Annotated in this window: 15 protein-coding genes; 11 read left to right on the forward strand and 4 right to left on the reverse strand. The window is 68.4% G+C overall.

The features are described 5' to 3' along the window. Positions 1-7 precede the first annotated feature (7 nt). From IE237_RS26305 to IE237_RS26315, 3 genes are read right to left on the reverse strand one after another with little or no spacing between them, the layout of a single operon-like run. Positions 8-412 (reverse strand): NUDIX domain-containing protein, encoded by a 405-nt coding sequence (locus IE237_RS26305; protein WP_229842904.1) that lies wholly within the window; start codon positions 410-412, stop codon positions 8-10. Positions 413-421: 9 nt separating this feature from the next. After that, positions 422-1,621 (reverse strand): damage-control phosphatase ARMT1 family protein, encoded by a 1,200-nt coding sequence (locus tag IE237_RS26310; protein ID WP_189804598.1) that lies wholly within the window; start codon positions 1,619-1,621, stop codon positions 422-424. Between the two features lie 26 nt (positions 1,622-1,647). Continuing rightward, positions 1,648-5,178 (reverse strand): NB-ARC domain-containing protein, encoded by a 3,531-nt coding sequence (locus IE237_RS26315; protein ID WP_189804599.1) that lies wholly within the window; start codon positions 5,176-5,178, stop codon positions 1,648-1,650. A 270-nt stretch (positions 5,179-5,448) separates the two neighbouring features. Between IE237_RS26315 and IE237_RS26320 the strand changes: the two genes are divergently transcribed. From IE237_RS26320 to IE237_RS26345, 6 genes are read left to right on the forward strand one after another with little or no spacing between them, the layout of a single operon-like run. Continuing rightward, entirely contained in the window at positions 5,449-6,126 is a 678-nt protein-coding gene (locus tag IE237_RS26320) for a class I SAM-dependent methyltransferase (RefSeq protein WP_189804600.1), read from the forward strand. Next, entirely contained in the window at positions 6,123-7,439 is a 1,317-nt protein-coding gene (locus IE237_RS26325) for a N,N-dimethylformamidase beta subunit family domain-containing protein (RefSeq protein WP_189804601.1), read from the forward strand. The genes IE237_RS26320 and IE237_RS26325 overlap by 4 nt, the downstream gene beginning before the upstream one ends. A 19-nt stretch (positions 7,440-7,458) precedes the next feature. Further along, entirely contained in the window at positions 7,459-8,613 is a 1,155-nt protein-coding gene (locus IE237_RS26330; protein ID WP_189804602.1) for a glycosyltransferase family protein, read from the forward strand. A 5-nt stretch (positions 8,614-8,618) separates the two neighbouring features. Continuing rightward, positions 8,619-10,166 (forward strand): hypothetical protein, encoded by a 1,548-nt coding sequence (locus tag IE237_RS26335; RefSeq protein WP_189804603.1) that lies wholly within the window; start codon positions 8,619-8,621, stop codon positions 10,164-10,166. A 5-nt stretch (positions 10,167-10,171) separates the two neighbouring features. Next, positions 10,172-10,726, forward strand: a complete 555-nt coding sequence (locus tag IE237_RS26340; protein WP_189804604.1) for an FkbM family methyltransferase — start codon at positions 10,172-10,174, stop codon at positions 10,724-10,726. Positions 10,727-10,749: 23 nt separating this feature from the next. Then, complete coding sequence (locus IE237_RS26345) at positions 10,750-11,388, forward strand: histidine phosphatase family protein (protein ID WP_189804605.1); 639 nt, start codon at positions 10,750-10,752, stop codon at positions 11,386-11,388. A gap of 32 nt (positions 11,389-11,420) precedes the next feature. On the opposite strand, the gene metG is transcribed toward IE237_RS26345, so the two are convergent. After that, the gene (gene metG / locus IE237_RS26350; protein ID WP_189804606.1) at positions 11,421-13,145 is read right to left on the reverse strand and encodes a methionine--tRNA ligase; all 1,725 of its coding nucleotides are present in this window, start codon (positions 13,143-13,145) and stop codon (positions 11,421-11,423) included. Between the two features lie 356 nt (positions 13,146-13,501). Here metG and IE237_RS26355 point away from each other — a divergent pair, with 356 nt between their 5' ends. The 5 genes from IE237_RS26355 (at position 13,502) to IE237_RS26375 (ending at position 21,989) form a co-directional block, all read left to right on the forward strand. After that, positions 13,502-14,797, forward strand: a complete 1,296-nt coding sequence (locus IE237_RS26355) for a nucleotide sugar dehydrogenase (protein WP_189804607.1) — start codon at positions 13,502-13,504, stop codon at positions 14,795-14,797. Between the two features lie 20 nt (positions 14,798-14,817). After that, a complete protein-coding gene (locus IE237_RS26360; protein WP_189804608.1) occupies positions 14,818-15,768 on the forward strand; it encodes an NAD-dependent epimerase/dehydratase family protein in 951 nt (316 codons plus the stop codon). A gap of 454 nt (positions 15,769-16,222) precedes the next feature. Further along, the gene (locus tag IE237_RS26365; protein ID WP_189804609.1) at positions 16,223-17,794 is read left to right on the forward strand and encodes a type I restriction-modification system subunit M; all 1,572 of its coding nucleotides are present in this window, start codon (positions 16,223-16,225) and stop codon (positions 17,792-17,794) included. Then, the gene (locus IE237_RS26370; protein WP_189804610.1) at positions 17,787-18,911 is read left to right on the forward strand and encodes a restriction endonuclease subunit S; all 1,125 of its coding nucleotides are present in this window, start codon (positions 17,787-17,789) and stop codon (positions 18,909-18,911) included. The genes IE237_RS26365 and IE237_RS26370 overlap by 8 nt, the downstream gene beginning before the upstream one ends. Positions 18,912-18,914: 3 nt before the next feature. Beyond that, positions 18,915-21,989: a type I restriction endonuclease subunit R gene (locus IE237_RS26375; protein ID WP_189804611.1), complete on the forward strand. Its 3,075-nt coding sequence runs from the start codon at positions 18,915-18,917 to the stop codon at positions 21,987-21,989. Positions 21,990-22,027 lie beyond the last annotated feature (38 nt).

Genomic DNA, 22,027 nt, shown 5'->3' on the forward strand with positions numbered 1-22,027 from the left:
ACGGAGCTCACGAGAGCAGAGCCTCATCGAGGTAGTTCTGCACCGGCCCGAACAACCCGTACGGCACGTACTGCGGGAGCTCGCCGTGCGTGGCCCAGGCCAGGCCGGCCACCTCATCAGCACTCGCCACGACCGCCTGGCCGCCGACGGGGCGGCATGCAATGTAGTGGATCTCCCGGCCTGTCATGGGGTGCACCCGTTGTCCCAGCACACTCTGGGGCACCACCAGGAGCCCGGTCTCTTCCTCGGTCTCACGTGCTGCGGCTTCCCCGGGAGTCTCCTCGGGTTCGATCTTCCCTGCCGGGAACTGCCATGAGAGCGTCCCTTCCGCCACACGTCGCCGCACGAGCAGGACTCGCTCGCCCCGCACGACGACGGCAGCGGCAACTGCTCTCTGGGCCTCGGTGGTCACAGAGATCCCCTACCGTCGCACCTGGATCAGCGCGTGCGTTCCACTCGTACGCCAGGCAGCCCCAGACCGTTCGAGCCCGTCCAGCACTTCCTGCTCCAAACCGACGATGACGTCGGACTTCAGGGTCCGGAGCGCTGCGACGGCCCCCGGGAAGTACGCGGTGAGATCGGCGAAGGACGCCTTGGCGTCCCACAGCCGGTCGCCCACCAGGCGCCGGTAGTTGAGGTCGCCCTTCAAGATGGTGAGCGTGGCGCTCTCGAACTCGCCGCGGAGGTCCTCGGGCATGTCCTCGTACGGCAGCGGAGCGCAGAAGAACGGGTGGGTGCGGACCTCCAGGCCCCCTGCCGCCATCGCCTTCCACAGCCGGCCTCCGATCGCACTGGCTTCGCCGGGTGCCTCGGTGAGGCGGCGGAGGCAGTCGACGACGTCGGCCGTCATCGCGTCGGAGACGTAGTAGGGGTATGGCTTGAGGTGCAGCACGACCTGTTCGGCATGCCGCTGTTTGAGGAGGTGATCGATGAGGATCAGGTCCGGAATCAGCTCTCGTCCTGCGTTGTCCGCCACAACAGCAACGGTCGAGGAACCCCCGACGGGCAGCAGCTGCCAAAGCAGGGCGCTGTCGTCGGCCACCAGCGCGGAGGCAGCGGCGTCACCGGCCGCCGGCTCCCCCGCCGAGACGCGGAAGCCGAGGTCCGCCCGGTTGCCCCAGAGCGACGCGTGGAGCAGGGCAGCAGCCCGCTCGTCCGCCGGAACGCTCGCGAGCGCGTCCAGGGCCCGTAGTTCCTCCTCCACGGCCTCACCGCGCAGCTCGGCCCGCTTGAACGGCGCGAACGGATCGACTCCCTGCCACGGCCCGGTGCCGAAGTAGCCGACCGCGCCGAGGAGCCTGCGGTAGAAGTAGCTCTCCGCCCACAGGAACGGGGCGTCGTACCAGGAGCGCCCGAAGTGCTCCTGCCCCCAGTCCGCCCAGCGCTCACGGTCGTGCTCTCCAGGGGCGAGCGGCTCGATGACGCCATTGGTGATCCCGTCCAGCAGGGCGTCGAGGGCCTCGTGCTGCCGGCGGCCATACGGGAAGGCGTCTCGTACCTGCTGGATGAGGGCAGGGTGGCGCTTGGCCAGCACGCCCCAGGAGAACGAGCCGGGCTCGTTGCTCAGGATGACCGGCGCTCCAGCCGCATCGCCCGAGTCGTGGGAGGTCTTCTCTGTCATCGTGTCCAAAGCCCTTCGCATGTCGCTCACGTGTCCATGATCCCCAGGGCCACGACGCCAGCCGCGCTCCCGACCAGCACCTCACCCGTCGCCGGCTCGAAGGCCGCGCAGTGCAGTGAGGCGTCCACTCGGACCTCGGCGATCTGCCGCTGCTCGTCGAGCGACCACACGCGCACCGTCCCGTCCGCCGCAGCTGACACGAGGCGGTCCTCGTCGCGCATGAAGCCCAGCATGAGGATGCGGCCCGTGTGACCGGAGAGGTGGGAGGTAAACCGGTCCGTCCCCAGATGTCGTACCGCGATGTCTCCGGTTCCCGACCCGACCGCCACGCGGTCGCCTGGACCGTCCACGGTGACGGCACGGGCCCACCCGCTGGGGCTGCTGAACCGGCTCCTGAAATCCCCTGTAGGCGCGTGCCACACGCGCACCGAGCCGTCACCACCGCAGGCAACCAGGACGTCTCCGCTGTCGTCGAACGAGAGCGACCGCAGCCGACCGGCGTGCACGTCCTGAGTCCACAACAGCGTCCCCGTGGGGAGATCCCAGCACCGGATGTGTCCGTCACCCGTGCTCGCAGCGATACGAGGCGTCGAACGGGCCATCGCCACAGCCCACGTTCGCGGAGTGTCCTGGTTCAGGGTGAGCGACCAGGCCGGGTCAGGCAGTGACCAGACCCTGACCGCCCCGTCGCCGCAAGCCGCGGCGACGTGCTCCTCGCCGCAGGCCAGGGACCAGACGCGTCCATGGGCGGCGGGCAGCCGCCGGCCGACCGCCGCCGTCGCTGTGTCGACGACGGCGACGCCGCCGTCCCCGTCACCGACCACAGCGGTACGTCCGCCGGCCGCGAACTGCGTGGACCACACGGTGTTCGAGCCACCGACCAGGGTCCTGAGCCTGCCCTTTCCCACGGCCCAGACACGGACAGCGCCGTCCTCGCACCCGGCGACCACGGTGCCGTCACCCGTTCTGGCGAGTGAGCGCACCCAGTCGACGCCCCGCGGGAGCTGCGTCTCACCTACGGGCGTCTCCGCCGAGAACGCCTGGATCCTCGGCTCCTCGGTCGCGGCGACGAGGACGTCGTCATGCGGGGACAAGGCGACGGCGCGCACGCGCGCCTTGAGGCTGGTGATCCGGCGGACGAGCGCGAGTTTTCCGTCGGCCGTGTCCCACAAAGCTGCGGAACGGTCACCAGACCCCGAGGCCAAGAGGGAGGAGCCGGGGGCGAAGGACACGGAACGGACCCAATCCTGGTGTTCCGCACGTTCGTCGAGGAGGCGGCCGGTGCGCAGGTCGAAGAGCCGGACGAACTCGTCCTCTCCGGCCACGGCCACGAGCGAGTCGGAGTCCCCGCCGATCGCCACGGACCAGACGGGGGTGCCGGCGGCCCGCATCGTACGCAGGAGCACCAGCCGCTCCAGGTCCCACGCGCATACGGCTCCGTCCTCGGCACCGGAGACGAGGACCGGGTCGGCTGAGGAGAAGGCGAGGCTGCGGATGCGGCGGTTGTGCCCGGGCAGCACCCCGACGGGTTCGCCGGTGTCCGTGCGCCACAGGCGGATCGCTCCGTCGTCCCCCGCTGAGGCGAGAACCATCCCGTCCCCAGAGAGCGCAGTTGCGAACACCCATCCGGTATGGGCTTCGTGGGCTCGGAGGAGCCTGCCCGTGTTCAGGTTCCACAGCCTGACCACCCCGTCCTCGCCGCCTGATGCCACGAGGTCGCGGACGGCGGAAACGCTTACGACCGCACCGATGTGGCCGCGCTCCGTCACCGCCTCGGAGCTCACCTCAGGGGGCGGCAACAGCCACCGCGGGGCGAGCACCGTTCCCTCCCCCGCAGCGCCTTCCAAGGTTCGGGGGGCCTCGGGTGTGGATGCCCGCCGCAGCACGATCGAGAGGGTCGAGGCGATGTCGGCCGGGCTCTCCAGCCCGTTCAGCAGATACCCGGCACCGGTCAGGGCCCGGGCGGTGGCCCACACCTGGTGCTGCGGGTGGCCGGCATCGTGGCGCTCGGGCATGGCGTCGAGCACGGCGGCGTCCGCGGTCAACGACTGGTGCCCGACCAGCGCGACCTTGCGCATGACGTACGTCGGCGAGGCCAGCAGGCTGACGAGCTCGGCGTCGAGGCTCGCCTCACGCAGGTGGTAGGGGAGGTGACGCCACAGGTATCCCTCGCTATCAGCGAGCGTTTCCCAGGCACCGTCCGTGCTCTGCCGGTACGCCTCGATCAGGGACCGGTGAAGGGTCGCCCACTGGTCGCCGATCAGATGGCGCAGATAGGACCGGAACACGTCGTGCAGCACGATGGCGTTCCGGTCGGCGAGGTAGGCGCCGATCAGGGACCGGTCGGACAGCACCCGGCAGAACTGGCGCACCACGTGAGGGGCCCACCCGTTCGCGGTGCCCCACCAGTGGGTGAGGACCGACATGGGGATCGGCACCGATGGAGGAAACACCGCCAGGGACAGGTACCGGTCTCGCAGGTCCGTGCGGCCGGCGATCGAGACGCTCTCCGCGAGACTGCGGAGGCTGGATTCGAGCGCCTGCCCGATGGCGTTCTTGCGCTGGTCGGAGTCCCAGACGTCGAAAGCCTGCGGGCCGTACGCGCGGATCGCCGCGTTCGTCTCCGTGACGGCGCGGTCGGCCGGGGCACCGAAACCGACCTCCTGAGAGACGTTCGCGCCGACGATCGACGCGAGGAGCGGCCAGCCCCCGCACACGCCTGCGAGGCGCGCGGCCTCGGCATCGCCGAGGGCACCGACGTTGCGGACGAGCAGCTCGCGGATCTCCCCCGGGGCCATGGGCCCCAGGCGCACGACTCGGGCGGAGCTGGGGCAGACGCGCACGTTCCGCGTGGTCACGAGCCGTACACAGTCCTCGCCGCCGAGCAGGAAGGGGCCGAGGTCAGTGGCGGACCAGACGTTGTCGACGACGAGGAGCGCACGTCGTCCCTGGAGCAGGCGGGCGAGGTGGAAGCCGGCTTGTTCCGGATCGGCAAGCGATGGACGGTTGCCGTCGAGGTGGACGCACAGGTCGGAGATCAGCTCGACGACCCTGGCGGCCGTGCATCCCTCGCCGGTCTCCACCCAGAGGATCTCCGAGAAGGAGTCCCGTACACGCGGGTCGTGGCACACCTGCGTGGCCAGCGTCGTCTTTCCGAACCCGCCGGGGCCGCACAGAGCGACCGTGGCGACGGTGTCGTCCTGCGCCGCCTCACGGAGTACGGAGACGAGTCCTTCGAGATCTTCGGACCTGTGCACCAAGCCGGGCTCCGGAACGGGTATGGGGCGGTATTCGTCCGGCGCCGGCGCGACCTCGGGCGTCGGAGCACCGACGGAGTCCCAGAAGCGCTGCCGCACCTCCGCGTCGCTCCGTTCCAACGCCGTGTCGAGTAACGCCTGGGAGTCCGGTGCGACGACGATCTCCTCGCCCCGGGCCTCCCAGCTGGACACCGTCCGGTCGCTGACGCCGAGGTAGGACGCGAAGCCACGCACGCTCCGCCGCGTCGCGAGCCGCAGAGCACGCGCCTCCCGTCCGGTCCAGCGCTGCACCGTGGCCACCTGAGCTCCTTCGACCGACACCGACGACGGTAACAGGGTAGGGCGGCCTGACCAGCGGCGTAGGGCCTTCGCTGCGACGGGAGTTCAGCACGGATGCAGCACCCGGGCCATTCCGGCCAGGTCCGACCGAGGCACACCCGTCGCCCCGGACAGCGGCGGCGCTGCACCGCGGGTGCGACACCACGACAGCCCGCTGACCAGCGCCGCTCGGCAGTCTTCTCGGCACGGAGCACCACGGCTCCGTGGGCAGTCGAGAGGGGTGGTCACAGCGTGACCGGAACGGAAGAACGACAGGGCGATCCGGGCGACTGGTCCGGAGGGCAGATCGCCTACTACCGGGCGCGAGCCGACGAGTACGACGCCACCTACGGCACCCGCATGGACATGCCGCGGCTCGCGAAGGCCCTGGACTCGCTGCCGGTCGGCGGTGACGTCCTGGAGATCGCCTGCGGCACGGGCCAGTGGACCCGGCTGCTCTCTCGTCGGGCCCGCAGCCTGACCGCGCTGGACGCGGCGCCGGAGATGCTCCGCCGGGCCCGCGACCGTATGCGAGGAACCGAGACCCGCTTCATCGAAGCCGACGTCTTCGGCTGGGAGCCGGACCGCCAGTACGACACGGTGTTCTTCGCGTTCTGGCTCAGCCACGTGCCGCCGGTGGAGATGGAAGCGTTCTGGAACCTGCTCAGGTGGGCTCTGGTGCCCGGCGGTCGCGTGGTGTTCCTCGACGACTCGCCGGCGAAGGCTGAGATCGAGGACCAGGCAGGAGCGGCGTCCGTGCCGACCGTCCATCGCACCCTCTCTGACGGCTCCCGTCACATGACCGTGAAGGTGCTCCGAGACTCCACCGACCTCACCTCCCAGCTGAGCGGTCTGGGTTGGGACGCCCGCGTCGAGGCGATCGACCCGTTCCACCTCGCCGGCGTGGCCCGCGCCAAGGAGGGCTCGTGACCACCGTCAACGGCTACGCGGCCCGGCCCAGCGTCCGGGCCGGCGAGGTGGTACGTCTGCACATCTCCGTCACCGCGCCCCGCTTCCACGTCGACTTCTACCGGTGGGGAGCTGAGCCGCAGCACGCGGGGCACGTCGAGTGGCCCGGCCGTGCCGCGTCTCCTGGAAACTTCGACGAGGACTGGCAGTGGCCCGCGTACGAGTTCCTCGTGCCCCCGGAGTGGCGGTCCGGTGTCTACGTCGCGGTGCTGAGCACGGAGCGCGGGTCCGGCATACCGCCGTTGGACGCCCGCGAGGCACGCATCCTCCTGGTTGTCACCCCCTCCGCGCCCTCCGGCCGCAGGATCCTGTACAAGATCCCGACCTTCACATACCAGGCGTACAACACGGCGGGCGGCGGCAGCCTCTACAGCGCCGCCCAGGTCACGACGCGCCGTCCCGGGGGTGGTGTCGGCGGGCCCGTGAAGGGCCTGCCGGACGCGTACGACCCGTCATCGCCCCGGCAGACGTTCGCCCACTGGGACGCCCCCTTCATCGCCTGGATGGAGCGGAACCGGATCGAGGCCGACTACTGCACCGACCTGGACCTCCACGAGGGGCTGTTCCTGCACGATGGATACCGCCTCCTGGTCGCCGCCGGTCACGACGAGTACTGGAGCACCGACCTCCGACGCCACGTGACCGCCTTCCGGGACGCCGGCGGCCACATCGCCAACTTCGGTGCCAACACCTGCTGGTGGCGTGTCGACGTCACCCCGGGCGGAACCGGTCTGTCCTGCGACAAGCTCCCGCCCGGAGCGCCCGCTGGCACCGACCCTGACAGCTCCTACGGGTGCCCGGACCACTGGTGGGAGTCGGAGCCGGAGAACACCCTCCTGGGCGTGAGCTACCGCAACGGCGGTGGCCACTGGGAAGGCACCCGCGCTTCCCAGGGCTTCGTCGTCACCGACGCCGGCCACTGGGCCTTCGCCGGCACGGAGCTCAGGACCGGAGACAGCCTGGGACAGGGCGGGGCACTGATCGGCTACGAGTGCGACGGCGCGGCGTTCGAATACGACGCCACCGGCCGACCGCGCCCCACCGGCCAGGACGGAACGCCGAAGGACTTCGAGATCCTCGGCATCGCCGAGCTCCCCTCTGACTGGAACTTCGCCGCCCGGGAGCCGATGCCCGACCCCCGGGCCGCCACGCTCGGCGTCTTCACCACCGGCGGCACGGTCTTCACGGCCGCCACCACCGACTGGGCGCGCCTCCTGGCGACCGATCCCCAGGTCGTCGCAGTCACCCGCAACGTCATCACCCGGCTCTCCTGACCGAAGGGATGGGATCGTCGTGCCCGGAAACGGAACCAGCAACGTACGACCGCTCGACGTCATCATCGGTGTCAACGGCATCGGAATGGGACACACCGTCCGGCAGAGCGTGGTCGCCCAGTACCTCCGCGACCGCGGACATCGGGTCCGGATCGTCACCAACGGCCAGGGCAGGGTCGAGTACTTCAGGGACCTCGGCTTCCCCGCCTGGGACGCCTGGATGCCGACGCTGCTCGCGCGCGACGACCGGATCCACGCTCGCGACGCCGTACGCGCGAACATCCGGCAGGCGCCCGGAGGTCTCCTCCGTCATCTCCGGCTGCGCAGGGCCGTCAGGAACAGCGGCGTCCCGGACGTGTTCGTCACCGACTACGAGCCCAACACCCCGCGGCTCGCCTACCACTTCGGTCGACCGCTCGTCTCCATCGACCAGCAGAGCAAGTACCGCCACCTCGACCTCCCCACCGTCGGCCGGTACGCCCGAACGGCCGACGAACAGCGACTGCGGTACTTCGCACCCCGCGTGGACCGGTCGTTCGTCTGCTCCTACGTCCCTCTGGGTGCCGAGGACCAGAGGGTGGAGTTCATATCCCCGGTCGTCCCCGACCTAGTCAGGTCGGCGCCGGTCACCACCGAGCCCCTCGCCACGGCCTACTTCTCCCGCTACTTCGACTACGGTCCGGAGGAGTCCGTCCGTGAACTGGCCTCGGTCTTCCGCCAGTCCGTACCAGACCGCACGCTGCGGATCTACGCACAGCCGAGGGAGCTGAAGTCGCTGCGTGGGTACTCCGACACCCGAATCGAGATACGCGCCTTCGACCGCGAGGCGTTCATCGCGGACATGGCCCGTTCCGAGGCCATCTTCTCCAACGCGGGCTTCAACCTGATCAGCGAGGCCCTCGTCCTCGGCAAACCGGTCCACCTCGTCCCGTTGCCGACCTACGACCAGCACTGGTGCGCCAAGGTCGTCGACGAGGCCGGGCTGGGCACTGCCGCCCCGCGCGTCGAGCGGCGAACCGTCCTCGACTTCCTCGCGAGGCGGCCGGTGCTCCGCGACAACGTCGTACGCCACCGCGACCTGTACCTCGCAGCCGATCCCCGGGAACGGATCGCCTCGTACCTGGAGAGCCTGCCAGCCGGCGACCGGCCGATGCCCGCGCCGATCGCGGGGTAGTCGACATGCCGACTCCCCCAGTTCCTTCCTACGTGGTGACCGCGGCGGTCGTGGCCGCCGCGGTGACCTGCTACCGATTCGGGGTCTCCCCCGCGGTACGGGCTCTCGCTCGGCGCCCCACGCCACTGGCCATGGGTACGGCCGTCGCGGTCATCGCCCCCTTGGCTCTCCGTCCGTCGCCTCTCCCCGAGCAGCTGCGCTGGTTCGTCGTCTCCGTGATCGCCCTCCTCACCTGGCGAGGCGCCACGAGCGACTACGACGTCACGCTGCCCATCGGTCCCCAGCGTCGGGACAAGCTGATCCTCCTGCTCCTCGCCGTCGCGTCCTGCCTCTGGGCTCCCGCCCTGCTGGCGTGGATCGCCGTGTTCTGCGGCAGGCTGCGTGGCTGGCAGCACCACGCGATGATGTCGGTGAGGCTGCTGAAGGGGTACCTCGCCTGGTTCCTCGTGACCGCGGTCCTCACCCCGCCCCCGTCCGACTCCACGGCGGGCCTGGTACTGGTGCTCGGCTGTGTCTCGCTGTCCCACTACGTCAAGCCGACCTGGAGCAAAGCACGTCTGGGGCCGCGCCCCTGGTCCTGGGCTTGGCACAACCGCACGCACTACCTCATGGCCTCGGCGTACTCCTGGGGCTGGGCGCGCTTCCTCCCGTCCGGGAAGGTGTCTCGGCTTCTGCACCGGGCGAGGGTCGTGGACCGCCCCGTCAACATCCTCACGATGGTCGTGGAGGCCGCCGGGCTGGTCGCCTTTCTCGACCGCCGACTGCTGATCGCGGTCCTGGTGACGACCGCACTCTTCAACCTCGCCGTCGCCCTCGCCTCCGGCATCCTCTTCTGGGAGAACATCGCCGCCAACATCGGACTCGCGACGACCTTTGGGTTGCTTCCCGACACGGGGTACAACACGGCCTTCGGGTGGCCCGCCGCACTGGTGGCGCTCACCGTGATCCTGCTCAGCACCGCCGACCTGCTGTGGCAGCCCTGGCATCTGGGGTGGTGGGACACGCCCTTCACCGCCCGCGTCCACTGGCAGGTGGAGACCGTGTCCGGCGCGACGCGGGGGCTCTACAACGACTACATGTGCCCGTACGAGCGCGAGTTCGGTCGCGTGGAGGGCTACTTCCTGACGGACGAGCCCGTCCTCCACGGACACCTCGGAATCGTCTGGGACCGGCGGATCCGCGATCTCCTCGTCCAGGCCGGCCGGGACCGGGACCAGCTGCACACGCTCAAGCAGATGTACGGCCGAACGCACAGGGACGAGGAACGCTCGGCCGAGCACGTCGCCTTCCTGACCGCCATGTTCACCCGGCTCAACGCCGGTGCTCGGAAGAGCCCCCTGCCCCTGTGGCTACGGCGCCTCAAGGCGCCCGGGGGCCAGCTCTACCGGTGGGGCGATCTGCCCGCCTACCGCGGCGAGGAACCCGTCCGCCGCATCACCATCCGCTACGAGGAGCGCTGCTACCTCCCCCAGACCGGCGACTTCGTCCTGCTCGCCGATCGCGTCGTACGGGAGATCGACCTCAGCGCTCCGATGACCCACCTGGAGGACTGACTCACATGCGCAAGATCTTCGTCGACTGCGGCGCCAACCTCGGAATCGTGCTGAGGCGCTTCATTCACGAGCTCCCGGACCACGACTTCTACGCCTTCGAGCCCAACCCGTCCCTGCTCCCCTCCATCACGGCGAACGTGGAGCAGGCCCAGCACGCCGGCCTGGTCGAGGTCTCCCCCAGTGCGGTGTGGACCGAGGACGGCACGATCGACCTCTTCCTCGGCCACCACGAGAGCTCCACCGTGATGCCCGGCAAGCGGGTACCGCCCGTATACGACCAGCAGATCGACTACAGCTCCCCCGTCGCCGTGCCGGCGGTGGACTTCAGCACCTGGCTCCGCCGGACCGCCACGCCGGAGGACCACGTCGTCGTGAAGATGGACATCGAGGGCGCCGAGTACCCCGTGCTCAGGAAGCTGCTCGTCGACGGGACGATCGACCTCGTCTCCGTCCTCTACGTCGAGTGGCACCACGACCGCTTCCCCGCCATGAGCCGGGCCGAGCACGACGAGGTCGCCGCCGCCGTCTCCGCACGCGTCGACGTCCGCCACTGGGACTGACCGGAGTGAAGGGACACGACGCCATGAACACCCAGCGCATCTACCTGGTCAAGCACGGCGAGACGGAGGAGAACCTCCAGGGCATCCACCAGGGCCGCGCGGTCGGCGGCCGGCTCAGCGAGCGCGGGCGTGCCGACATACGGTGGGTCGGTGCCTGCCTCGCGGCGGCCGGGGTCACCGTGGATCAGCTGCTCGTCAGCCCGATGTCCCGTTGCCGGGAGTCGGCCGAGCTCCTCACCGCCGCGCTCGCCCCGGCAGACGTCCGCGTCGACGAGCGTCTGGCCGCCAAGGACAGCGGTCACCTCGGGGGCCAGCCCAGGGAACTCGCCGCCGCCGAGGCCGCTCGCCACGGCGTGCCGATCCACCGGCTCCGCACGCCGGGCGGCGAGTCGTCGGAGGATGTCCAGACCCGCTACGTGGATCTCTGGGACGAGGTCTGTTCCGGCGAGCGGCGAACCACCGTCCTCGTCGGGCACGGTGGGGGCATCGCCTGCCTGCTGCTGTGGCTCACCGGGAACGGCTTCGACCGGTATCTCCAGCACGTGCCCGGGTCCGCCGGGGTCACGTGCGTGGAGATCGGCGGCCCGGTTCCTCGCGTGCGGCTCATGAACGTCTCGCCCGCGGACCTGCCCGTCTTCCTCCACTCCCGTACCGCCCGATGAGAGTCGGGACGGTACGGGTGCGGGGATGTCTGTCAGGCCTCCGGGGCGCCGCCGAAGCGCTCACGGTAGGACTCCAGGTCCTCCTCCGTGATCTTCGCGAAGAGCACCGGCGGCACCGTGAACGCGGTGCCGGCCGGGACGGTGTCCAGGGACCTGGCCTGCTCCGCGGTCACCCAGGTCGCGGTGTCGTTCTCCAGGGCGAAGGCCCCGCGCATGGCTGCCGACGAGGTCGGGATGAACGGCTCGGAGACGACCGCGTACAGGTGGATCAGGTTCATCGCCGTGCGCAGGGTCAGCGCCGCGCCCTCGGGGTCGGTCTTGATCTCCAGCCAGGGGGCCTTCTCCTCCAGGTAGGAGTTGCCCGCGGACCACAGCGCACGCAGGGCGGCGGCGGCCTTGCGGAACTGCAGGGCCTCCATCTGCTCCTCGTACTCGCCGAGCAGACGCGCGATCTCCTCGCCCAGCTTGGTCTCCGCCTCGCCGGCTTCGTGGCCGGCCGGGACGTCGTCACCGAACCGCTTGCGGGAGAAGGACAGCACGCGGTTGACGAAGTTGCCGAGGGTGTCCGCCAGGTCCTTGTTCACCGTGGCGGTGAAGTGCTCCCACGTGAAGGAGGAGTCGTCCGACTCGGGGGCGTTGGCGATCAGGAAGTAGCGCCAGTAGTCGCCGGGCAGGATCTCCAGGGCCGCGTCGGTAAAGACGCCGCGCTTCTGGGAGGTGGAGAACTTGCCGCCGTAGAACGTCAGCCAGTTGAAGCCCTTGACGACGTCGACCTTCTTCCAGGGCTCGCGCACGCCGAGCTCGGTGGCCGGGAACATCACCGTGTGGAAGGGGACGTTGTCCTTGGCCATGAACTGCGTGTACCGGACGGTGTCGTCGGCCTCGTACCACCACGACTTCCAGTCGCGGGTCTCACCGTCGGAGGCGGCGTCCGCCCACTCCTTCGTCGCGCCGATGTACTCGATCGGGGCGTCGAACCAGACGTAGAAGACCTTGCCCTCGGCCGCGAGCTCCGGCCAGGTGTCGGCCGGGACCGGCACGCCCCAGTCGAGGTCGCGGGTGATGGCGCGGTCGTTCAGGCCCTCGGTCAACCACTTGCGGGCGATGGACGTGGACAGGTGCGGCCACTGGTCGCTGACGGTGGCGATCCACTCCTCGACCTCGTGCTGGAGCTTCGACTGCAGCAGGAAGAGGTGCTTGGTCTCGCGGACCTCCAGGTCCGTGGAACCGCTGATCGCCGAGCGCGGGTTGATCAGGTCGGTCGGGTCCAGGACACGGGTGCAGTTCTCGCACTGGTCACCGCGGGCCTTGTCGTAGCCGCAGTGCGGGCAGGTGCCCTCGACGTACCGGTCCGGCAGGAAGCGGCCATCGACCGGCGAGTAGACCTGGCGGATCGCCCGCTCCTCAATGAAGCCGTTCTCGTTCAGCTTCCGCGCGAAGTGCTGGGTGATCTCGACGTTCTGCTGCGAGGAGCTGCGCCCGAAGTAGTCGAAGGCGAGCTCGAAGCCGTCGTACACGGCCTTCTGCGCGTCGTGGGCCTGCGCGCAGAACTCGGCAACCGTCAGCCCGGCCTCCTTGGCTGCCAGCTCGGCCGGCGTGCCGTGCTCGTCGGTGGCGCAGATGTAGAGGACGTCGTGGCCACGCTGGCGGAGGTACCTGGAGTACACGTCCGCCGGAAGCATCGACCCGACCATGTTGCCCAGGTGCTTGATCCCGTTGATGTAGGGAAGCGCGCTGGTTACCAGGTGTCGAGCCATCCTTGGATGCTCCATTTCGTACGTACGGCGCCGGTGGCGCTGCCACGGCGGGCCCAGGTCGGGAGGCCGCAGCCGACGCGATCACTCCGATCGCACGTCGGCGTCACTCATGGTGACGGAACGGGACTGCAAGCCACCGTCATCGTATCGAACCGGGGATGGGGCCAGCCGGTGGGTTTTCCCGCCCCTTCCTATCGCGCCCGAAAAGCACTCGGCCGTCCGGGACAGGCGGCCAAGCGAGTCCCGGACGGCCGAGGCGCTCCCCATCTTACGGCCACCGCCCATGCCGGATCTCGCACTGCGAGTACGCCCCCACCACCCCAGTCCCGATCCCGAACCACAGCGAGGTGGACCGCATGACCAGGAACCACGAGCCCCGTCGACTCCGCGTCGTCATCGTCGGGCAGGGGTACGTCGGGCTCCCGCTCGCGGTGCGAGCCGCCGAGATGGGGCACAGCGTCGTCGGCCTCGACGTTGACGCCGGCCGGATCAAGCGGCTCGTGCTCGGCGAGTCGTACGTCGAGGACGTCTCGGACAAGCGGCTGGCACCGCTCCTCGCCGCCGGCGTCTACCGGCCGACCGTCGACCCTGCCGACTGCGCCGGGTTCGACGTGGCGGTCGTCACCGTCCCGACGCCACTGCACGACGGCGCGCCGGACCTGTCGCACGTCGAGGATGCGGCACGGACGCTCAGCCGTCACCTCACCCGTGGAGCGACCGTCGTCCTGGAGTCGACCACGTACCCCGGGACGACCGAGGAGGTGTTCCGCCCGCTCCTGGAACGAGGCTCCGGTCTGACCGCCGGCCGGGACTTCCACCTCGGGTACAGCCCGGAGCGCATCGACCCCGGGAATCCCACCTGGAGGCTGGAGAACACGCCCAAGGTCGTCTCCGGCATCACCCCGTCCTCCTTGGAGTCGGTCCGCGACTTCTACGCCTCCCTCGTGGACACGGTCGTGCCCGTGGCCAGTTGCAAGGAAGCGGAGCTGACCAAGCTCCTTGAGAACACCTTCCGGCACGTGAACATCGCCCTCGCCAACGAGCTGGCGATCTTCGCCCACGACCTGGGCATCGACGTCTGGGCAGCCATCGACGCCGCGTCGACCAAACCTTTCGGGTTCATGCGCTTCGCCCCCGGCCCCGGGGTCGGAGGCCACTGCCTGCCCGTCGACCCCTCCTACCTCTCGTGGCGGGTCGAACGGACCCTGGGACAGAACTTCCGCTTCGTCGAGCTGGCGAACGACGTGAACAACCACATGCCCGACTACGTGGTGCGGCGTCTCGTGGCGGGCCTCAACGAACACGGGAAGCCGCTCAAGGACTCCCGGATCCTGCTGCTCGGCCTGGCGTACAAGGCCAACACCGGGGACGCCCGCGAGACGCCGGCGGCCCGCATCGCCGAACTCCTCACCGGTATGGGCGCCGAGGTCCAGGCCGCCGACCCCCACGTCCTGGACGACGCCCACCCCCGCGCCGCCGGTCTGGAGGGCCTCCGGCGGGTCGAGGTGACCTCCGACCTGCTCGCGACGACCGACGCCGTAGTCCTTCTCGCGGACCACGACGCCTTCGACTATCCCCTGATCAGCGCGCACTCCCCGTACATCCTCGACTGCCGCCGCCGGCTCACCGGCGCCCACGTCGACTCTCTCTGATCTCTCCGAAGGGAACCATCGTGAAGATCGTGATCACCGGCGGCGCCGGATTCATCGGCAGCAACCTCGTCCGCGCCCTGACCGAACAGCCCCAGGTCTCCCGACTCCGGGTCGTCGACAACCTCTCCACCGGGGACAAGGCGAACCTCGCCGGCCTCGACGTGGAGTTCTTCGAGGGCGACGTCCAGGACGCCGCCCTCCTCGACCGGGCGTTCCGCGGCGCCGACGCCGTCGTCCACCTGGCCGCGCTCCCCTCCGTACCGCGCTCCCTGCGAGACCCCCTGGCCAGCCACCACGCCAACGCGACCGGCACCCTCCAGGTCCTCGAAGCCGCCCGCCGCGCCGGCGGCCCGCACGTGATCGCCGCCTCCTCGTCCTCCGTCTACGGCGCCAACCCCCATCTGCCGAAACACGAGGACCTCGCATCCGCCCCGATGAGCCCGTACGCGGTCACCAAGCTCACGACGGAGGCGTACCTGAGCGCCTACCACCACAGCTTCGACCTGCCGGTCCTCCCCTTCCGCTTCTTCAATGTCTACGGCCCCGGCCAGCGCGCCGACCACGCCTACGCCGCCGTCATCCCGAAGTGGATCAGCGCCACCCTCGCAGGCGAGCCGGTGACCATCCACGGCGACGGCACCCAGACGCGCGACTTCACGTACGTGGGCACGGTCTGCGACGTCCTCACCGACGCCCTCCTCCACCGGGTCATGGACCCCCGCCCGGTGAACCTCGCCTTCGGAAGCCGCATCTCGCTGCTGGCCCTGATCCAGGAGATCGAGTCGGCGACCGGCCAGCTCGTCGACCGGGAGAATAAAGCCCCACGCGCCGGTGACGTCCCCCACTCTCAGGCGGACAGTGCACGCCTAAAAGCACTGTTCCCCACGGTGACACCACCGCCGATCCAGAAGGGAATCGCGGCGACAGTGGGCTGGTTCCGTTCCGCAATCGAGAGATCGGCCGCAAGGTGAGCGCAATGACCGCCAACCGGCGACGGGACGGCATGAGACGCAATGGACCCTCTCGGCCTGCCATGGAGTGAACCCGTTGCCCAGACATGCTGGGCATGCCTACGCCAGTGGCCGTGCGGGCGGCGGCACAGCCCGCATGACCACCGCGGATGGTGATCAGGTCGATGTCATGGGGGAGCGGACCGGCAGCGCGCTGGAGCGGGAAAGATCAACAAGCAGGGTCGTCCACCCACTGCTGGCCGCGTCGTTCGCTCGGGCCGCTTGCCGAATTTCATGGCCCTGGGGAGGGATATCGTTGGCGAGTCGCCCACACAGGCATGCGACGCCCCGCGCGTGTCCACCCAGTGCTGGCGTGCTCGGCATGTACATGCCGAGCACGCCAGCACTGGGTGGACAGAGGGACTACCACGGCCCTCGGCCGCCGCCCTTTGACGAACAAGGACACCCCCGACTGATGGCAGTGACCCAGCAGGAGATCGAGAACCGCTTGTGGGACGCAGCCGACGAGCTGCGCGTGGCGATGCCCGAGGCGCAATACTCCTCGGTCGTCTTCCCTCTGATGTTCTGGAAGTACCTGTCGGACACCTGGGAGCACAACCACCAGACCTTCCTCGAGGAGAACGAGGACCTCGGCCTCTCAGCCGAGGAAGCCAACGAGGTCGAGTACCGCACCTACCAGACGTTCAAGATCCCCTCCATCCACCCTGGCACCGTCGCCGAGCGCCGTGCCTCCTGGTCGTCCATCCTGGCCACCGTCACCCAGCCCGGCTTGGGGCAGCGGGTCCGCGCCTCCCTGCAGGCCATCGAGACGGCCAACCCTGACAAGTTCTCCCGCCTGTTCGGATCCATGGCCTGGGCCTCCGAAGAGGTGTTGGCGGGGGAGGTGTTGGCTGCGGTCATGCAGGCGATGGACCGCACTCCGAAGATGCACGAGGGCAACATGTCCCATGACGTGCTCGGTGGAGCGTACGAATACCTGCTGAAGCGGTTCTCCGACGGGTCCGGCACCCGCGCCGGCCAGTTCTTCACTCCGCGCGAGGTCGTCGAGCTGATCGTCGAGGTTCTGGAGCCCAAGAGCTTCGAGTCGGTGTACGACCCAACCTGCGGGTCGGGCGGCATGCTCATCGCCTCCGCGAGCCTGCTGAAGGCCCACGGTGGGCGTGGCTACACCCTCAAGCTGCACGGGCAGGAGTCCGTACCGGACACTGCGGGTGTGGCACGCATGAACCTCTTCATGCACAACCTCACCCAGTTCAAAGTCGAGGTCGGCGACACCCTGAAGGACCCGCGCTTCACGAAGCCGGACGGCACGGTCGCGCAGTTCGACGTGATCCTCGCTAACCCGCCCTACAGCCTGAAGTGGAAGCCTTGGAGCAACGACCCGCGTGCCATCGGCGGGGTCGCCCCGCAGTCGTCGGCGGACTGGGCGTTCGTGCAGCACATGATCGCCAGCATGGACCCGAAGAAGGGGCGTGCCGGCGTCGTCCTGCCCCACGGCGTCCTTTTCCGCGGCGGCCAGGAAGCAGCCATCCGTCAGCGCGTCCTGGACGACGACCTCCTGGAAGCCGTGATCGGGCTACCCTCGAACCTCTTCTACAGCACGACGATCCCGACCTGCATCCTCGTGTTCCGTGCCCCCGGCACCAAGGCCCCGGAGCGTCAGGGCGGCGTGCTGTTCATTGACGCTTCCACGCGGTTCTCCAAGGCTAAGAACCGCAACATCCTGGCCGCGGCGGACATCGCTGACACGGTGGCTGCCTACCACTCAAAGTTCGACGCCGGCGGCAACCCGGTCGACCCCGTCGTAGAGGCCGGCCTTTCGGCTCGGTTCGTCCCCACCATGGAGATCGCGGCGAGCGGGTACGACCTCAACATCGGGCGGTACGTCAAGCAGGCCGCCGCCGAGCAGGAAGACCTCGGCACCCTCATCGATGCCTACAACATCGCCCGCGCTGAGCGCCAGAAGACCGAGCAGCGCATGCTCGCCGTTCTCGCCGACGCTGGAATCGAGGGCTTCGATGAGTGACTGGTGGCAGACGACGGTCGGTGAGTTGCTGACCCTTGAGTACGGCAAGCCGCTACCCGAGAAGGCTCGAGACGGTCAAGGATTCCCCGTTTACGGGAGCAACGGCATCGTCGGTTATCACTCTCAGCCACTAGTGAAGGGACCTGGCGTCATCGTTGGACGGAAGGGGACGGGCTCCTCAGGCACTGTCAACTTCAGCCAAGGCGACTTTTCCCCTATCGACACCGCTTTCTACGTTTCGGTCAAGAACTCCGCCCAGATTGGAATGGAGTTCGCCCACCTCCTACTCGTCAACGCAAAGTTGACAGAGCTCGCCACCCAGACCGGCGTTCCTGGTCTGACCCGCAGCCGGGCTTACGAGATTAGCGTTGCCTTGCCGCCAATGCCGTTGCAGGAGCGGATCGTCGAAGTCATCGGTGCTGTCGACGGCCAGATCACCGCGCTCGAAGCTGAGGCTGTGGCACTGCAAGGTGTGTATCGGGCCGCGGCATCTCTGCTCTGGCGTACCTCTCAGGGCGATGAGGCCGAGTCGCGGCCTCTCGGCGAGGTAATGCACCTCGACATCACACGAACACCGATGGAATCGGGGACGACCTACCACCTCGCTGGAGTGCTCAACGCCGGCAAGGGACTCGTAGACAAGGATGAATTCGACGGGGCAGACACCGAGTACGCCGCTATGAATGTCCTTCGGGAGAACCAGGTGGTGATGCGGAAGCTGACTGCTTGGGAGGGGCCGATCACCGTGGTCCCTGCGGAGTTCGACGGCTTCGTGGCGAGCAATGAGTTCCCGACCTTCACCCTTGCCAGTGACATCGTCCCGGGGTGGATGAAGCACGTCTGTCGGACACCTCGCCTGTGGGTTGAGATGCAGAGCAGGGTCGTCGGCACCGTGCAGCGCCGTAAGCGCCTCAATCCTGACCAGCTCCTGTCGGTGGTGCTTCCCGTTCCGTCCCGGCGTGAGCAAGAGCAGGCAGCGGAGGCTCTGGATGCGATTGAGGGTCAGATCGCTGCGATCCGAGCCGAGGCCGCCAGGCTCGGCACGGTTCGGGCAGGGTTGCTGTCAGGGCTGTTGGACCGCACCATCGACATCGAATCCCCCGAGTTGGAGGTCTGAGCCGTGGCGAAAGGAATTCGGGAGCGTGAGTTCCAAAACCTGATGATCCAGTGGTCCCTCCCAATGGGCTGGGACTTCGTAGCGGGCAGGTCGCTACTGCGCGAGACGACACAGACGGTAATTAACAGTCAGTTGCGGGACACTATAATCCGGTTAAATCCCGAAGTGATCGACGGATTCGACGTGAACGCGGTGGTCGACGAGATCATCTCCACCGTCAACGCCGTCGAAGGCGGACTGGTTCGTGCCAACGAGCAGGTGCTGCGCCTGCTGCGCGGACATAAGGAGTTCCGGGATGCCGACGGTGTGTGGCATCCCCTGAAGGTCATCGACTTCGAGCGTCCGACTGCCAACTCACTGGTCGTGTCGGACGAGGTGACCATAACCGTCCCCGGCAAGACCTCCCGCCGGTTCGACCTCGTGTACTGGGTCAACGGCCTGCCCCTGGTAGTGGTCGAGGTGAAGTCCCCGACCGCGAAGTCTGGGTGGGCCGACGCCGCCCGCGAGATCAACGACGTGTACGCCACCGAGTACCCATGGTTCTTCACCCCCAACGTCTTCGCCGTCGCTTCCGATGGGCTGAAGCTGCGGTTCGGTGCCGTTCGCGCTCCCACGAACCTGTGGCAGCCGTTCCGGTCTACCGCCGACGACGAGAACCTGTCCGGACAGGCTGACGTGCAGCGCTCCGTACAGCTGCTGCTCAACCCGGCGACGGTCCTGGACATGCTTGCCAACTTCGCTCTCTTCGACACCTCCGGGGGCGGGGCGGACAAGAAGTACCTTCCCCGCTATCCGCAGATGGAGGCCGCGCACCTGATCCACGATCGGGTCCTGGAGGGCGGGTCCAAGGGACTGGTCTGGCACCACCAAGGGTCTGGGAAAACCCTGCTAATGGTGTTCGCCGCCTCGCTGCTGCTGGCCGACACCCGAACCGAGTCTCCCACGATCATCCTGCTCTCGGACCGGACCCAGCTCGTGCGGCAGACCTCTGGGGTATTCACCTCCGCGATGGGGGACGCCTACTTCCACAAGCCCGCGACCAGCGCCGAACTGCGTGCCCTGCTGGCCGACGATGTGCGCGGCGTCATCTCCACGACCGTCCACAAGTTCGCCGACGCCGGCAAGAACCTGTCCACCCGAGACAACATCATCGTGCTGATCGACGAGGCACACCGCACACAGTCCGCCAAGTCGAAGTCCCTGGCCGGCCAGATGCGCGCAGCGCTGCCGCACGCGAAGTTCTTCGGCATGACCGGCACCCCCATCAGAAACCTCGCCACCGACACCTTCGCCCTCTTCGGTGAGGAGGCCGACCCGGGCAGGGTGCTGCACCGTTACTCGGTGTCCCGGTCTCTGCTGGACGAGGCGACCGTCCCGGTCATGCTGGACCCGCACCCCGTCTCGTTCGAGATAGACGACCAGGCGTTGCAGGCCGAGTTCGACCAGTTCGCAGACGACTTCGACCTCGACGATCCCGACCGTGAAACCCTGTCCCGCAAGTTCGGGCGGCTCACCTCGGTGTTCGCCAACCCCAACCGCATCCAAGCGGTCTGCCAGGACATCGTGGACCACTACCTGGCCGGCGCGTACCGCAACGGCCTCAAAGCCCAGGTCGTCGCCTTCAACCGCGAGCTGGCCGTGGCGTACACGGACAAGATCAACGAGCTGCTGGCGGGCTTCGAGGCGTCGCAGGTGCTCGCCGAGGTCGGGAAGCATGAGCGGATCACCGCCGAGGTGAACATCTCCGTCTCGGATTCCAAGGACGAAGACCCCGCTATGCGGCCGTACCAGCTCTCGGAGACCGAGGAGGAGGAGCAGAAGCGCCGGTTCCTCGCCGCCGACGACCCGCTGTGCTTCCTGGTGGTGACCGCGAAGCTGATGACTGGGTTCGACGCCCCCAACGAGGGCGTCCTGTACCTGGACAAGCCACTGAAGGCCCACACCTTGTTCCAGACGATCACCCGTCCGAACCGCACCTGGGTGTCCCCGACCGGGTTCGTGAAGACCTCGGGCGTGGTCGTCGACTACATCGGCCTGGCCGAAGAAGTCCAGCGGGCCGTTGCCGACCCCACCGCGACGGGGGCCGGCAAGGGTGGCGGGTTCGTCACCGACCTGTCTGAGCTGGTCGCCGAATTCCGCACCGTCTTCGCCCGGATCGAAGACCTCTTCGTAGACGTGGACGATCTGGACCTCGCGGTCCACGGATACGAGTCCGTGCGAGCCATCAACGTTTTCCTGGACTCCAACCCGGGCGCCGCCGAGGTGTTCTCCAAGGACTACCGACTCCTGGCCCGCCTGTACCCGCTCATCAACACCGACAAGCGGGTCGCCAAGTATCGGGACGGCTTCGCGCTGTTCGGATCCGTCTACACGACCCTGTTCAAGAAGTCGTCCGACGAGGAAAGGAAGGAACGGCTGGCCGAGCTGGGGCCGATGGTCCTGGAGATCATCAACGCCCACGTCCACTCCTTCTCCGTGGTCGCCTCCCAGGAGGAGGCCCTCGTCCTGGACGCCCAGGGCATCGCCATACTCAAGGAGCTGCTGACCCTCGTCCGCCCCAAGTCCACCAAGGACGGCGGCGAGGACAAGAGGCCACCATCCGCGGCGGAAATCCTGGATCACATCAAGGCCGCCCTCGACAAGGGCGTCGAACCGGGGTCCGCGAAGTACACGGCCCTTGCGGAGCGGATCAAGCAGCTGCGGGATCGGATCATCCAGAACGCACAGGACGCCCTGGAGTTCCTGTCCGAGGCACTTCGGATCGCCCGCGCCATCGTGAATGCCGAGAAGCACCCTGACGAAGCAGTCGTGCTCGACGACGACCATGTGGGCGTGCTGTCACGGATCATCCTCGATCACGCGCCGTCTGGACTCACGGTCACGGAGAGGAACCTGGCCGAAGAGATCGACCAAGTGGTCACTCGCACCCTCGCCCAGGCATGGGACAACGCGGACGCCCGCAATCGGGGCGCCCGGCGCGCCACAGCCGCGGTCTTCCGCCGGTACATGTTGAAGCCCGTCGGGGAACCGTACGACTCCACCGTCGCCTACATCGAGGCCCACTACCTCGTCGACTGACGAACGCGACGAGGCCCGGCACCCGTGCTGGTGCCGGG

Source organism: Streptomyces tanashiensis (assembly GCF_014648895.1).
GTDB lineage: Bacteria > Actinomycetota > Actinomycetes > Streptomycetales > Streptomycetaceae > Streptomyces > Streptomyces tanashiensis.